Source organism: Gilliamella apis (assembly GCF_030758615.1).
GTDB lineage: Bacteria > Pseudomonadota > Gammaproteobacteria > Enterobacterales > Orbaceae > Gilliamella > Gilliamella apis_A.
In genome coordinates this window covers 802,497-816,439 of the sequence record NZ_CP132381.1, presented here as the reverse complement: position 1 = coordinate 816,439, position 13,943 = coordinate 802,497, and the positions used below count along the sequence as shown (strand labels likewise).

Here is a 13,943-nt window from a genome sequence, read left to right as displayed (position 1 = left end):
TTAATTATCCTGTTATTACAAAAAAGCCCCTAATAGGGGCATTTATCTAATTCAGAAGAAAAGATTATTGATGGAACATTGCTGAAATCGATTCTTCGTTACTAATACGTCGAATTGCTTCAGCAAGCATACCTGATAATGTAAGTTGACGCACATTTTTCAATGCTTTAACTTCCGCTGTTAATGGAATTGTGTCACAAACTACAATTTCATCAATAGCAGAGTCTTTAATGTTACTTACAGCTTTTCCTGAGAAAATTGGGTGAGTTGCATAAGCAAAGACACGTTTTGCGCCACGAGCTTTTAATGCATCAGCCGCTTTACAAAGTGTTCCTGCCGTATCGATCATGTCATCAACTAAAATACAATCTCTATCAGCAACATCACCGATAATATTCATCACTTCTGCTTCGTTAGCTCGTTGACGACGTTTATCGATAATAGCCATATCAGTGTCATTTAAAAGTTTAGCAATAGCACGAGCACGAACCACACCACCAATATCTGGAGATACCACGATTGGGCGTTCAAAATCACGTTGCAACATATCTTCTAAAATAACAGGGCTACCAAACACATTATCAACGGGTACATCAAAGAAACCTTGAATCTGTTCAGCATGAAGATCAACGGTTAAAACCCTATCAACACCTACAGTCGATAAAAAGTCAGCAACAACTTTGGCTGTAATAGGCACACGGGCTGAACGTACGCGACGATCTTGTCTTGCATAACCAAAATAAGGAATAACAGCAGTAATACGACCAGCAGATGCTCGACGCATCGCATCAATCATCACTAATAATTCCATTAAATTGTCATTGGTAGGCGCACAAGTTGATTGGATAATAAAAACATCTTCACCACGGACATTTTCATTAATTTGGACATTTACTTCACCGTCACTAAAACGGCTAACAATAATATCACCAAGAGAAGTATAAAGACGATTAGCTATACGTTTTGCTAGTTCGGGTGTGGCGTTACCAGCAAAAAGCTTCATATCAGGCACGAGAAATCCTCAAGCATGTAATCATGATTACATAAAACGTAATCGGTTAAATCGGGATCACAATTATATAATCATTTACAGATTATGCTCAACCACATTATAAAAATTTATTAAAAATATTTTACATTCATCACATTAATATATAAAAAACTAAGTTAATAAGATGTTTTTTTGAAGTGAATAAAAAATCAGGTAAACTACTATATAGCTAAGATGCTCAATTATCCTAATAACCTATTTAACCTAACAGCAGATACGCAATGAGTGAACAATTAGACACAAATAACCAAGTAATAGAATCTAAACGAACAATACGAAGTTTTGTATTAAGACAAGGCCGTTTAACTAAAGGACAACAACAGGCTTTAACGCATTTATGGCCTATCTATGGTGTTGAGTACAATGCTATCTCACCAATTGTTTTTGAAGATAATAAACCAGTGGTGTTTGAAATCGGTTTTGGTATGGGCGCTTCATTAATTGAAATGGCAAAAAATGCCCCATCCAAGAACTTTTTAGGTATTGAAGTCCATAAACCGGGCGTTGGAGCTTGTTTAATGGCAATTGAGGAAAATCAATTATCTAATTTAAAAGTTATGTGCCATGATGCCGTTGAAGTGTTAGAAAACATGATACCTGATAACTCATTAGATAAGGTGCAAATTTTCTTCCCCGATCCATGGCATAAAGCAAGACACAATAAACGTCGAATCATTCAACCTAATTTTGTTGCTTTAATTCATAGAAAATTAAAGACTGATGGTATTTTACATTTAGCTACCGATTGGCAACACTATGCAGAGCATATGCTTGAAGTATTAAATCAAGCGGAGGGGTTTAAAAATTTATCTGCCACTAATGACTATATTCCAAGACCTGAAGATCGCCCTATTACCAAATTCGAAAAACGCGGTCAAAATCTGGGGCATGGTGTTTGGGATTTGCAATTTATAAAAAAACAGTGATATTAAGGAGCCGTTATGACAAATAAGACAATTGATTTAATTTGCCAGCGTCGTTCAATTCGATCTTATAAATCAACACCATTAACAAGTGAACAGATTAATGAAATTATTCAAGCAGCACAATCGGCTCCAAGTTCAAACTTTTTACAATGCGCAACCATCATTAGAATCACTGATAGTGAGAAAAGATCAGAATTAGCTCATTATTCAGGCGATCAGAGTTATATCGTTCAAGCGCCAGAGTTTTGGGTATTTTGTGCCGATTTTAACCGCCATTTTCAAATTGATGCTACTATTCCACTTGAAAAAGCCGAGCAACTTTTAGTGGGTTGTATTGATACCACACTTATGGCTCAAAACGCGGTTATTGCAGCACAGTCATTAGGTTTAGGTACGGTGTACATTGGCGGTTTACGCAATAATATTGCTAAAGTGACCGAGTTACTTGCGCTACCTAAATATGTTCTTCCTTTATTTGGACTTTGTATCGGTTATCCTGACCAAAATCCTGATATTAAACCACGATTACCAAAACAATTGGTTTTCTTTGAAAATCATTATCAACCAATTAATCATCAATTATTAGCACAATATGATAGCCAAATGCGTGACTATTATGGTCACAGAGAAATTAATCAAAAAACAAATGGTTGGAGTGATAAAATTGCAGAAACAATTAGCAAAGGGCAACGAGATTTCGTTTTAAATTATTTGCATAAACAAGGATGGATAACTAAATGAAAAAAGATCAATACCAATTAGATAAAGTTGTAATACTAAGTCGTCATGGAATACGCACTCCATTAGCAAACACCATAGAGTTTTTAGAAAAAGCTAGCCCATTAAAATGGCCAAGTTGGGATCATGCTTATGGTTATTTAACTACCAGAGGAGGGGTTTTAGAATCTTATTTTGGACATTATCTATCGCAATGGCTTGAACAACAAAACATTCGCCTTACACCGGAAAATCCTGATATATATGTTTATGCTAATAGTCTTCAAAGAACAGTTGCCACCGCGCAATTCTTAGTTACAGGGGCTTTTGCGGGTTATGATATCCCGGTTAACCACAAATATACCATTGAAAAAATGGACCCTATATTTGATCCAAGTGTACAAGATGATTCACCAGAATCTAAACAAGCATTATTAAAAGATATTGATGATGCAGATAAAGCTGAATCAATTTTCAAAAATTTAGCGCCAGCTTATGCGATGCTATCGGATATTTTGGACTATAAAAATTCACAATTATATGCTGAATATCAATGTGATTTTGCTGATATTCCTTATGATCTTCATTTTGTAAAAGATGAAGAGCCAGAATTATTAGGGCCTCTAGCAATTGGCATTTGTGCTGTTGATGCTTTCTTATTACAGTATTATTCAGCTTTTCCTAAAGAACAAATTGCATGGGGAAAAATAACCAGCCAAGAACAATGGCAACAACTTATACAAATTCGTAACCACTATATTAATTTAGTTTTTCATTCCAGATCTATAGCTAGAAAAAATAGTGCATTATTAATTAATATGATAGATGATCTGTTACACCAAAAGAATAACAAGATAAATTTACTCGTTGGCCATGATAGTACCATTGCTGCACTACTTGGTGCCTTGGATTTCGCCGAATACCAACTTCCTAATCAATGTGAAAATACACCAATTGGTGGTATGGTTATATTACAACGTTATCGTAATAAAGCATCGGGGGAATACTTGTTTAAAGCTGAATACGTTTATCAAAGTTTTGAACAACTTTACACCGCGCAACCACTTGATATCAATCATCCACCACAACATTACCAACTTCAGCTAAAAAATGCCGTAGCAAATAGTGACGGTTTTTATCAGTGGCAAGACTTTGAAACTCGCCTAAAAGAATTTAAAAAATAAATAAATTAGATTGTCTATAAATGTTTAAAGTTTAAACGATTAGACAATCTAAATATCTCCTCTATATTACTAATACATTTTAATTAATTTCATAAAGTAAATTTGGATATCATTCACTTTTATTTGATTATTTCATCTATTTTATCTATCAGCTTGTTATTAAAACTAAATATCACTCTTAATATTGCTATTAGTTTTTTCTTCAGTTAGTTTTATGTTAATTGATAGCAAATATGCTTATCACTTGCTAAAGCTATTAGCTTCATCAAAATAACATGCCTACTTTGTCAAGTTCGTCATAGAAGTCATTATAGTAAAAAATACCTATGGTGAAAAAATTATGATTATTTATTATTACGTTTCTGGACATCAAAATACATAATTACTCATTTATCTTTTCTCTTTACACTTATCAATAACTGTATATTTGATAAAATTTTTATTGCAAAACAAATGTCTATGATGTTTAATTCGACTAATTTTAGTATTTTGTTAATATTGGTCTAGAAGGAGCTTAATTAGTACTAAGCTAAATCAACTTTAGTTTTGCATTGAAATCATCCTTAATAATATGGTTAAGGTCATTAGGTGCTTTTTAAACTGAATATAATTAATAAATTCGATAATTAATCTAAATTCAATAAACGTAATTAGCATAAATTTAGGTATCAAGATGAAAATATTAGTCACTGGTGGTTGTGGATATATTGGCAGTCATACTTGCGTTCAATTAATTCTTTCTGGTTATACTCCGATTGTGGTTGATAATTTATTCAATAGTAAAGTTTCGGTTTTAGAAAGAATTAAAACTATCACTGGACAATCAGTTGAGTTCTATCATGGCGATGTTTGTGATGCTAAGTTACTGACAAAAATCTTTAATGAACATGACATCAAAGCTGTTATTCATTTTGCTGGCTTAAAAGCCGTGGGTGAATCAGTATATAAACCGCTTGAATACTATGAGAATAATGTCTATGGTTCTATTGTTTTAATGAAAGCGATGCGTAAGGCTGGTGTTAAACAATTAGTGTTTAGCTCCTCAGCTACCGTTTATGGTGAATTAGCTCCCGTTCCTTATGTCGAAACATTACCGCAAGGATTACCGACTAGCCCATATGGTAAAAGCAAGCTAATGGTCGAACAATGTATGATGGACTTAGCGGTTGCTGAACCTGATTGGTCTCTTACCTTATTACGTTACTTTAACCCTGTTGGCGCCCACCCTAGTGGTTTAATGGGAGAAGATCCACTCGGTATCCCTAATAATTTAATGCCATATATTACCCAAGTTGCGATTGGAAAACGAGACTCTTTATCTGTTTTTGGTAATGATTATCCAACAGCTGATGGAACCTGTGTTCGTGACTTTATTCATGTCGTCGATTTGGCTGATGGTCATATTGCAGCACTCAAAGCCGATCAAAATAAAGCTGGAGTACATATCTATAATTTAGGTTCAGGAATTGGTTTTAGTGTCCTACAAGTAATAAAAGCCTTTGAAAAAGCTTCAGGAAAACCACTTAATTGGCATTTTGCACCAAGACGTGCTGGTGATTTAGCTGCGTTTTGGGCAGATACAAAGAAAGCAGAACAACAATTGGGCTGGAAAACTAAATTAACCCTTGATGATATGGTCAAAGATTCATGGAATTGGCAATCTAGCAATCCTCAAGGCTATCCTGATTAATTAATGTTTGGCAAATAATAGGAAAATAACCAATAAGAGACATAAATGGATATTTTTAACCCAGTAGACCATCCACATCGTCGATATAACCCATTAACCGATCAATGGGTATTAGTTTCGCCGCATAGGGCAAAACGCCCTTGGCAAGGTCAACAAGAGACAATAAATGAGGAACAAAAACCTTATTATGATGCAGATTGTTTTTTATGTCCGGGAAATAAACGTGTAACCGGTGATATCAATCCTAATTATACGGGAACATTTGTCTTTACTAATGATTTTGCCGCGTTAATGCAAGATATACCTGACTCACCTATTAGTCATGACCCGTTATTCCAAATGCAAAGTGCTAAAGGTACAAGCCGAGTTATCTGTTTTTCTCCCGACCATAGTAAAACGTTACCCGAACTAAATTTATCTGCCATTGAAGAAGTGATAAAAACTTGGATCACCTTACAACAAGAATTAGGAAAAAATTATCCATGGGTACAAATTTTTGAAAATAAAGGGGCTGCTATGGGCTGTTCCAATCCGCATCCTCACGGGCAAGTTTGGGCAAATAGTTTTATACCGAATGAAATTGCACGAGAAGATTTTAATATGTGTAACTATTTTCAAAAGTATGGGCGAAATTTGCTAGTTGATTATGTACAAAAAGAGTTAATCAATCAACAGCGTATTGTTGTTGAAACTGAACATTGGTTAGCTGTAGTTCCATTTTGGGCTGTCTGGCCATTTGAGACACTATTGTTACCGAAAAAACATATTCCTAGATTGACTGATTTAAATCAATCAGAACAAAAAGATTTAGCTATAGCTTTAAAAAAATTAACTTGTCGCTACGATAATTTGTTTAATTGCTCTTTTCCTTATTCTATGGGGTGGCATAGTGCACCATTTATTAATGATAATACCGATTATTGGCAAGTACATGCTCATTTCTATCCCCCATTATTACGTTCAGCCAGTATTAAAAAATTTATGGTCGGTTATGAAATGCTGGCAGAAGCGCAACGAGATCTAACGCCAGAACAAGCAGCAGAAAGATTGCGCAATCTTAGTGATGTACACTATAAAAATAAATCTAACGAATAACGAATAACGAATAACGAATATTTTATAGTTAAAAATTGGACATAAAACAGCTAACATTTACGTTATCCTCAATATTTTTTATCACTACAAAAAATTTGAGGAAAGGGATTTTTTAGGCTAAAAAACAATATAAATAATAATTAAATTGCCTTAATCAGCTCGCAAAAATAAACTTATTAAAACTATTTATCTGAATTTAGAAAATCAACTACAGAAGAAACAAATAAACTTCGCCCTTTTTCAGCACGATCTAAATGCACAAAATGTGTGCCATCGGGTATTTCTACCAAATGTGCTTGCTTAGCTTCATTAACAATAGCTAAAGCATCCGCTTTACGGCTCCAAAAGTCGTTTTGCGAGAAAATAACTAATATCGGCATCAATAAATGTTTAGCTTGCCACTGCTTTTGGCCAATAGCTAATTCAAAACTATCTGCCATTGCCCCTGTTGGTGAGCGAAATTGAGGAGGTGTATGAGAAAAAGATTCAGGATCAGAATTCATCGCCTCTTGAGCATAAGCATTAGCAACTAAAGGATCCCGCCATAAATCTTTTTCAACCAAAGGGATACTTAAATCCCAAGCCTGAAACAAACTTTCTTTAGTATTTAATTGATAACCACCAATACTGTGACTGAATTGTTTTGGATTTAATTTATCTTCAAATACTGAGCCTTTACCTAATAATTTATGATCGTCAACAGCACCATATAATGAATTATAAATAATCAACTTATTAACACTGTCATTATGTTGCTCAGCATAGGCGGCAGCCCAATGCCCACCTGTAGCCCAACCCAAAATATTTATTTTTTGGGAATCTGTCCATTTTAATATTTGATTCACAGCGCACTTTAAATCATCAATTGCGGCGGGCGTACGGACTAATGGTTTAGATTCACTCGCAGGTCGAGACATCTCTTTAGGACGACTTGATTTACCATAGCCTCGCAAATCAATAATATAGACATCAAACCCAGCCTGAGCCAAATCTTCTGCTAACGATCCTCCTTGAACAGGTAAATCAAACGAACCAGTACCTGGGACTCGAGCACCATGAACTAATAACAATGGTTCTTGTTTATGTTTATTATTCTTTAATTTAACTTCTCTGATAAAAATATTTTCATCTAAATAGCAAGAACCGATCAAATGGTCTCTTTTTTCGATCATACTAGCACTACCTGTATAGGGTAAAATTAACAAAAGAATTATCATACTCCTTTTAATTAGTCTAATCACTTCAATATCCTTTATTTCAATCAATAACTTCTAAAGTTAACAATATTCAATTACTTTATTTTAGATTACCGCTAAATTTAAACAAGATTTTTGGCTAGTTTACTAACAATCTAGGTTAAAATTAGGTATGATATTCCCCTATTCACTAATGGATATTAAGATAAATGAAAAGCAAAGCGCTCACAGCAATTTTTCCGGGAACATTTGATCCAATCACCAATGGTCATATCGACCTAATTACCCGCGCATCGCAATTGTTTCCCCGTTTAATTGTAGCTATAGCGCAAAATCCAAATAAAAAAACGCTGTTTACTTTAGAAGAACGAGTAAACTTAGCCTCAACATCGGTTGAACACTTATTGAATGTGGAAGTGATTGGCTTTGACAATCTTATGGCTGATTTCGCCCAAAAACATGCGGCGACAGTGATAGTCAGAGGAGTGAGAACAACTCACGATTTTGAATACGAAAGACAATTAGCTGAAATGAACCGAGCATTAAACCCTGATTTAGATACTATCTTTTTAATGCCATCGATTGCGATGGGATTTATTTCATCAACCATTGTTAAAGATGTTGCTTTGCATGGTGGAGACATCTCTAATTTAGTACCTTTACATGTCAAAACAGAGTTACTAAAACGGTTAACATAACTTCAATTTATTAATATGGTTAATTTTTACACCCCGACAAAAAAAAAGCTTACTGCACAAAAATTGACAGTTACTATCACTAATTTAGATGCCTTTGGTCAAGGCGTGGCAAATCATAAAGGTAAAACAATTTTTGTAAAATCAGCTTTACCTGATGAAATAGTTGATATCCAATTAACTGATGATAAAAAAAATTATGCTAAAGCAAAAGTTATAAAATATCACAATTATAGCCAACAGCGAGTCACACCAAAATGTAAATACTATACAAAATGTGGAGGCTGTGAATTACAACATATTTCATCAAATTTACAGCAACAAGCTAAATATGAAGCCTTGATCAAACTTTTACAGAAAGAAGCTGGGGCGGAGTTGGACTATAAAGACAATTCACCTAATATCATTGCCGACCAACCATATCATTATCGTAGGAGAGCTAGATTATCAATTAATTTAGTTAAAGGTGAATTATTAATCGGCTTTAGGCAGGCAGAATCAAACCAAATTATAAATATAGAACACTGTCCGGTATTAGTTGAACAATTAGATAAATTATTAATGCCATTACAGTCTTGTTTAAGACAAATTAAACAAAAAAAATCGCTTGGACATATTGAATTAATTGCCGTCGATAGTGGCATTATTCTTGTGTTAAGACACACCATGCCACTAACAGAGCAAGATAGCATTTTATTAAAACAATTCGCTGAAGCTCACAATATTTCACTCTATTTTCATGGTCATGACCTGATTCATATCAGTGGCACCACTGAACATTATTATCTGATTAATCATCTAAAATTAACTTTCAGTCCACTCGATTTTATACAAGTTAATAGTCAAATTAATCAAAAGATGATTGATAAAGCCTTAGAATGGTTAGATATAACTTCAGATGATAAAATACTCGACCTATTTTGTGGTATGGGTAATTTCTCATTACCTATGGCAATAAAAAGTCAATCAGTCACAGGTATTGAAGGTGTAGATGCTCTGGTTGAAAAAGCCAAAATCAATGCTAAACTAAATAAAGCTAAAATTGGTGCTAAAACTCAGTTTTTCACCTGTAATTTAGAAGATAAACAGCAATTTTCAATATGGAATCAGTCAAAATTTGACAAAGTATTATTAGATCCAGCTAGAGCCGGTGCTTATAATGCTACAGCAGAAATTGTTAAGATATCACCGACAAAAATAGTTTATATTTCATGCAATCCTGCTACATTGGCTAGGGACTGCAAGCTATTTATTGAGGAAGGATACAACATTGTAAAAGTAGCTATTTTGGATATGTTTCCACAAACTAAGCACATTGAATCAATGTTGATGTTAACTAAATCAGGATAATAATTATGGTATCAATTAGAGGCGCCCATCAACAAAATGACGAACATTACACGCTCGCACAATTTGATGTTGAACGATGGGCAAAACAAGAACTGTTATTAACCAATATTGAATCTTATCAAAAATTTAAAGATATTTGGGATTTTTGTTTTGAGCATAGTGCTGGTGAACCAGAGCAAATCTATTGCTTCGAAAATGCCATTGAAATGGTTGAAATTTTATCAACCTTAAATATGGATATTAATAGTTTAGCAACCGCTCTTTTACTACCTTTCTTTGATACTAAAATTATCTGCCGTGAAGATCTACCGGAAAATTTTGATCGAGAAATAATTCATATTCTTTCTAGTGTTGTCAAAATGAAAGACATTAGGCAACTACGTGCTATCCGTAATGGTCATGCAACAAACGAACAAATTGATAGTATTCGTCGTATGTTACTTGCGATGGTTAATGATTTCCGTAGTGTAGTCATTAAACTAGCTGAGCGTATTACTTATTTACGAAATTTGATGCATGCGCCAAAAGAAGATCAAGTGCTAGCTGCTAAGGAGTGCTTTAATATTTATGCCCCCTTAGCTAATCGACTCGGTATTGGTCAATTAAAATGGGAGCTTGAAGATTTTTGTTTCCGTTATTTACATCCTGACCAATATCGTTTTATTGCCCATAAATTACATGAGAAACGTCTAGATCGCGAATCATATATCAATCAATTTGTTAAAAATTTACAGGATATGATGAATAAAGATCATATTCGTGCCGAAGTTTACGGTCGCCCTAAACATATCTATAGCATATGGCGAAAAATGGAACGTAAACATCTACAATTTGAAGATTTATATGATATTCGAGCGGTACGCATCATCTGTGATCGAATCGAAGACTGCTATAATGCCTTAGGTATCGTACATAGCCATTATAAACATATTGCAAAAGAATTTGATGACTATGTCGCCAATCCAAAACCCAATGGATATCAATCAATTCATACTGTGGTTTATGGCCCAAATAATAAAACTATTGAAATTCAAATACGTACCGAACAAATGCACAATGATGCTGAATTAGGTGTAGCAGCACATTGGAAATACAAAGAAGGCAGTACAGATAAAATGACTGCCTACGATCAGCGCATTTCTTGGCTACGTAAATTATTAACGTGGCAACAAGAGATGTCAGAAAGTGGTGAAATTCAGGAAACTGTCCGTAGTCAAATTTTTGATGATCGCGTTTATGTATTTACACCAAAAGGGGATGTTGTTGACTTGCCTGCCGGTTCAACCCCATTAGATTTTGCTTATCATATTCATAGTGATGTTGGTCACCGTTGTATCGGTGCTAAAGTTGCGGGGCGCATAGTACCGTTTACCTATATATTAAAAACGGGTGATCAAGTTGAAATTATTACCCAAAAACAACCTAATCCAAGTCGCGATTGGCTAAATCCAAATACTGGATTTGTAAATAGCAGCCGAGCACGAGCAAAAATACAAGCTTGGTTTAAAAAACAAGATCGAGATAAAAATATAGCTGCTGGTCAACAAATTTTAGACAATGAATTAGAACCGTTAAATATTAGTCTAAAAAGTGTCGAAAAGATTCTGATTAGTAAATATAACGCTCATTCGTTTGACGAAGTATTAGCTGGGATAGGTAGTGGGGATGTTAGAATTAACCAACTAGTTAATTTTATTAATGCCCAATTTAATAAACCAACTGCTGAAGAGGAAGATGAAGCTGTTCTTAAACAGATCACCCAAAAATCAACCTCTCAAGCCAAAAATACCAATAAAACATCATCGATAAAAGGTGGTGAAATTATTATTGAAGGAGTAGATAATTTACTCTATACCATTGCTAATTGTTGTCGCCCTATCCCCGGTGATCCAATTGTCGGTTTTGTTACCCAAGGACGTGGTATTTCAATCCATCGCTCAGACTGTGAACAGCTGCAAGAGCTAAAAAATCACGCACCAGAACGAATCACCAGTGCAGTGTGGAGTGGTAATCATAACGCAAGTTATACCATGGTCATTCGCATCATAGCTAGTGATAGAAGTGGATTATTGCGTGACATAACAACAATTTTAGCTAATGAGAAAGTAAACGTCTTAGGAGTTTCGAGTCGCATAGATATGAAACAACAAATTGCAACGATTGATATGGATATGCAAATTTTTGATCAGGACTCTCTTGAACGAGTTATGAATAAAATAAAACAACTTTCTGACGTGCTGGAAGCAAAACGCTTACAAGGATAATAATTCGGTTGCCACTAGTATGTGAGTGGCAACCTTATCTATTGATTAACTTCGCTGTAAAATCTCAAATTGGTAATCATAACAATTTTTATCATCCGCTTTATGATTTTCTAAATAAATTTGTTGCCATGATGTTTGCAAATAATCAGGAAAATAAGTATCGCCAGTCAATTTGGCATCAATATGAGTTAAATAAAGTCGATTAACTAAAGGTAATACCTGTTGATAAATATTACCACCGCCTATAATAAAGGCTTCTTCTACTTGTTGCTGATTAATAATTGATATTGCCTCATCAATCGATTTAACCCAACTAACATTAGGATTAATTGACGTATTACTTTCAGCCTGTCGACTGATGACAATATTGTGGCGATTAGGCAATGGTCTACCAATAGATTCAAACGTTTTACGCCCCATAATCACAGGTTTATTTAATGTATTTTTTTTAAACCACGCTAAATCTGCAGGCATGTGCCATGGCATTTGATTGTTCATACCAATTACACGATTATCCGCCATTGCAACAATTATACTTAATATCATTGTAGTTCCTTTATACATAACCTAAAGATTTGATGCGCTCACTTACATTACTCGGAAATTTAGTCTGCGACCACAGTCTTTGGCTTAAAGAAAGTAATGTCTCTTTTTGACCTGAAACTATCCAATTCGCTAATTCAGTCGCTACATCAGGATAAATAGTAGGTTTAGGTGACGGTAGACCTAACCAATATTTCAACTTCATACTATTTAAATGTTCCATAACGGTTGCCATATCCAAAGACTGCAAACATTGGGCATTGTAAACTTGTTCAAATTGACCCGCGACTGGTTTAGTTAAAATCTTTTTACCCAAAGATAACGCTTCTGAAATTAAAGCAAATCCGGTATTTGAAATAATACCAGAACAACTTAGTAGAGCTTGAGTAAAATTATCTCGACTTAGCGGTTGTAATAAAATATTACCGCGTGCAGAAGATTGTTTTATTTCAGGGTGAAAACAACTAAATTGATATTGCGGAAATTGGCTTAATAATTCGGTAATTTCAGTTAAATCTTCAAAAGGCAAATAAACGATAATTTTACCATCTTCAGTTGGTGGTGTAGCAAATGAATCAATCATTGGCGGAATCAGTTTATGACCAAAATGGAACCAATGTAAACCAATAGGTTGTGTAACTGGAGCATAGTATTTCATAATCACATTTGCTATCGTGCCATATTCTTTAGGCTTGAGATATTGGCAAACAGACTGATTACTGATACCTAAACATTCGCGATTCTGATGATGTGCAGCCCAAGCACTAACTGGTTCAAAATCACTAATAATACAGTCATATGCAGATAAATCTAAATCGCGAACATCTTTAATTAATCTAAAAGCCCGAATTCTTTGGATGGTTTTACGAAAATTGATTTTGCCATTAAGCGTAGCAAATGAAAGGCCACCAAACGTTCGGTAGTTGCCAAAAGCTTGCATGTCAAAATAATCTTTAGGATCACGACCACTTAAAATATAGTCAACATCCGCTCCAACCTTTTTTAAAGCTTTGGCTAATGTTCGACAACGACTGATATGGCCATTTCCTGTTCCTTGTACTCCAAAAAGAATTTTCATATCGTTATTATTCATAATGTTTTTTATGTGAATATGATACCAGAACCAATTATATTTGGCTTATATATTTTTATGATTATCTTGTACTAGGTAACCATTAATAGACCAATTAATTTTGATGTTACAGATTGAAAAATTAGTGATTATTAGCAAT

General features: G+C 34.4%; 12 protein-coding genes. 8 read left to right on the top strand and 4 right to left on the bottom strand.

The annotated features are described in order from the left end of the window. Positions 1 to 64: 64 nt before the first annotated feature. On the bottom strand, positions 65 to 1,012 hold the full coding sequence (locus RAM17_RS03830) for a ribose-phosphate pyrophosphokinase (protein ID WP_086319756.1): 948 nt from the start codon (positions 1,010 to 1,012) through the stop codon (positions 65 to 67). A gap of 260 nt (positions 1,013 to 1,272) precedes the next feature. Here RAM17_RS03830 and trmB point away from each other — a divergent pair, with 260 nt between their 5' ends. The 5 genes from trmB to galT all read left to right on the top strand — a co-directional run bounded on the left by trmB (position 1,273) and on the right by galT (position 6,663). Continuing rightward, positions 1,273 to 1,977, top strand: a complete 705-nt coding sequence (gene trmB, locus RAM17_RS03825; RefSeq protein WP_110448455.1) for a tRNA (guanosine(46)-N7)-methyltransferase TrmB — start codon at positions 1,273 to 1,275, stop codon at positions 1,975 to 1,977. 15 nt (positions 1,978 to 1,992) lie between these two features. Continuing rightward, the gene (gene nfsA / locus RAM17_RS03820; protein ID WP_110448456.1) at positions 1,993 to 2,718 is read left to right on the top strand and encodes an oxygen-insensitive NADPH nitroreductase; all 726 of its coding nucleotides are present in this window, start codon (positions 1,993 to 1,995) and stop codon (positions 2,716 to 2,718) included. Then, entirely contained in the window at positions 2,715 to 3,878 is a 1,164-nt protein-coding gene (gene agp, locus RAM17_RS03815) for a bifunctional glucose-1-phosphatase/inositol phosphatase (protein WP_110448457.1), read from the top strand. The genes nfsA and agp overlap by 4 nt, the downstream gene beginning before the upstream one ends. 673 nt (positions 3,879 to 4,551) lie before the next feature. After that, on the top strand, positions 4,552 to 5,568 hold the full coding sequence (gene galE, locus RAM17_RS03810) for a UDP-glucose 4-epimerase GalE (protein ID WP_110448458.1): 1,017 nt from the start codon (positions 4,552 to 4,554) through the stop codon (positions 5,566 to 5,568). Between the two features lie 45 nt (positions 5,569 to 5,613). Then, a complete protein-coding gene (galT, locus tag RAM17_RS03805; RefSeq protein ID WP_110448459.1) occupies positions 5,614 to 6,663 on the top strand; it encodes a galactose-1-phosphate uridylyltransferase in 1,050 nt (349 codons plus the stop codon). A 182-nt stretch (positions 6,664 to 6,845) separates the two neighbouring features. Here galT and RAM17_RS03800 read toward each other — a convergent pair whose 3' ends face one another. Then, complete coding sequence (locus tag RAM17_RS03800) at positions 6,846 to 7,835, bottom strand: alpha/beta fold hydrolase (RefSeq protein ID WP_198201302.1); 990 nt, start codon at positions 7,833 to 7,835, stop codon at positions 6,846 to 6,848. 233 nt (positions 7,836 to 8,068) lie between these two features. Here RAM17_RS03800 and coaD point away from each other — a divergent pair, with 233 nt between their 5' ends. The 3 genes from coaD to relA are packed head-to-tail and all read left to right on the top strand — an operon-like array spanning position 8,069 to position 12,168. After that, positions 8,069 to 8,557, top strand: a complete 489-nt coding sequence (coaD, locus tag RAM17_RS03795) for a pantetheine-phosphate adenylyltransferase (protein WP_110448461.1) — start codon at positions 8,069 to 8,071, stop codon at positions 8,555 to 8,557. Positions 8,558 to 8,572: 15 nt separating this feature from the next. Next, positions 8,573 to 9,904: a 23S rRNA (uracil(1939)-C(5))-methyltransferase RlmD gene (gene rlmD, locus RAM17_RS03790; protein WP_110448462.1), complete on the top strand. Its 1,332-nt coding sequence runs from the start codon at positions 8,573 to 8,575 to the stop codon at positions 9,902 to 9,904. Between the two features lie 5 nt (positions 9,905 to 9,909). After that, complete coding sequence (gene relA / locus RAM17_RS03785) at positions 9,910 to 12,168, top strand: GTP diphosphokinase (RefSeq protein ID WP_110448463.1); 2,259 nt, start codon at positions 9,910 to 9,912, stop codon at positions 12,166 to 12,168. Between the two features lie 45 nt (positions 12,169 to 12,213). Here relA and folA read toward each other — a convergent pair whose 3' ends face one another. Together folA and RAM17_RS03775 are read right to left on the bottom strand one after the other, a co-directional pair. Then, the gene (gene folA, locus RAM17_RS03780; protein WP_110448464.1) at positions 12,214 to 12,714 is read right to left on the bottom strand and encodes a type 3 dihydrofolate reductase; all 501 of its coding nucleotides are present in this window, start codon (positions 12,712 to 12,714) and stop codon (positions 12,214 to 12,216) included. A gap of 10 nt (positions 12,715 to 12,724) precedes the next feature. Next, the gene (locus tag RAM17_RS03775; protein WP_110448465.1) at positions 12,725 to 13,789 is read right to left on the bottom strand and encodes an MJ1255/VC2487 family glycosyltransferase; all 1,065 of its coding nucleotides are present in this window, start codon (positions 13,787 to 13,789) and stop codon (positions 12,725 to 12,727) included. Between the last annotated feature and the right edge of the window lie 154 nt (positions 13,790 to 13,943).

What these genes read in the sequence shown, in the direction of transcription:
- trmB (WP_110448455.1), top strand. Translation starts at nt 1,273, where the DNA reads ATGAGTGAACAATTAGACACAAATAACCAAGTAATAGAATCTAAACGA.
- nfsA (WP_110448456.1), top strand. Translation starts at nt 1,993, where the DNA reads ATGACAAATAAGACAATTGATTTAATTTGCCAGCGTCGTTCAATTCGA.
- agp (WP_110448457.1), top strand. Translation starts at nt 2,715, where the DNA reads ATGAAAAAAGATCAATACCAATTAGATAAAGTTGTAATACTAAGTCGT.
- galE (WP_110448458.1), top strand. Translation starts at nt 4,552, where the DNA reads ATGAAAATATTAGTCACTGGTGGTTGTGGATATATTGGCAGTCATACT.
- galT (WP_110448459.1), top strand. Translation starts at nt 5,614, where the DNA reads ATGGATATTTTTAACCCAGTAGACCATCCACATCGTCGATATAACCCA.
- RAM17_RS03800 (WP_198201302.1), bottom strand. Translation starts at nt 7,835, where the DNA reads ATGATCGAAAAAAGAGACCATTTGATCGGTTCTTGCTATTTAGATGAA.
- coaD (WP_110448461.1), top strand. Translation starts at nt 8,069, where the DNA reads ATGAAAAGCAAAGCGCTCACAGCAATTTTTCCGGGAACATTTGATCCA.
- rlmD (WP_110448462.1), top strand. Translation starts at nt 8,573, where the DNA reads ATGGTTAATTTTTACACCCCGACAAAAAAAAAGCTTACTGCACAAAAA.
- relA (WP_110448463.1), top strand. Translation starts at nt 9,910, where the DNA reads ATGGTATCAATTAGAGGCGCCCATCAACAAAATGACGAACATTACACG.
- folA (WP_110448464.1), bottom strand. Translation starts at nt 12,714, where the DNA reads ATGATATTAAGTATAATTGTTGCAATGGCGGATAATCGTGTAATTGGT.
- RAM17_RS03775 (WP_110448465.1), bottom strand. Translation starts at nt 13,789, where the DNA reads ATGAAAATTCTTTTTGGAGTACAAGGAACAGGAAATGGCCATATCAGT.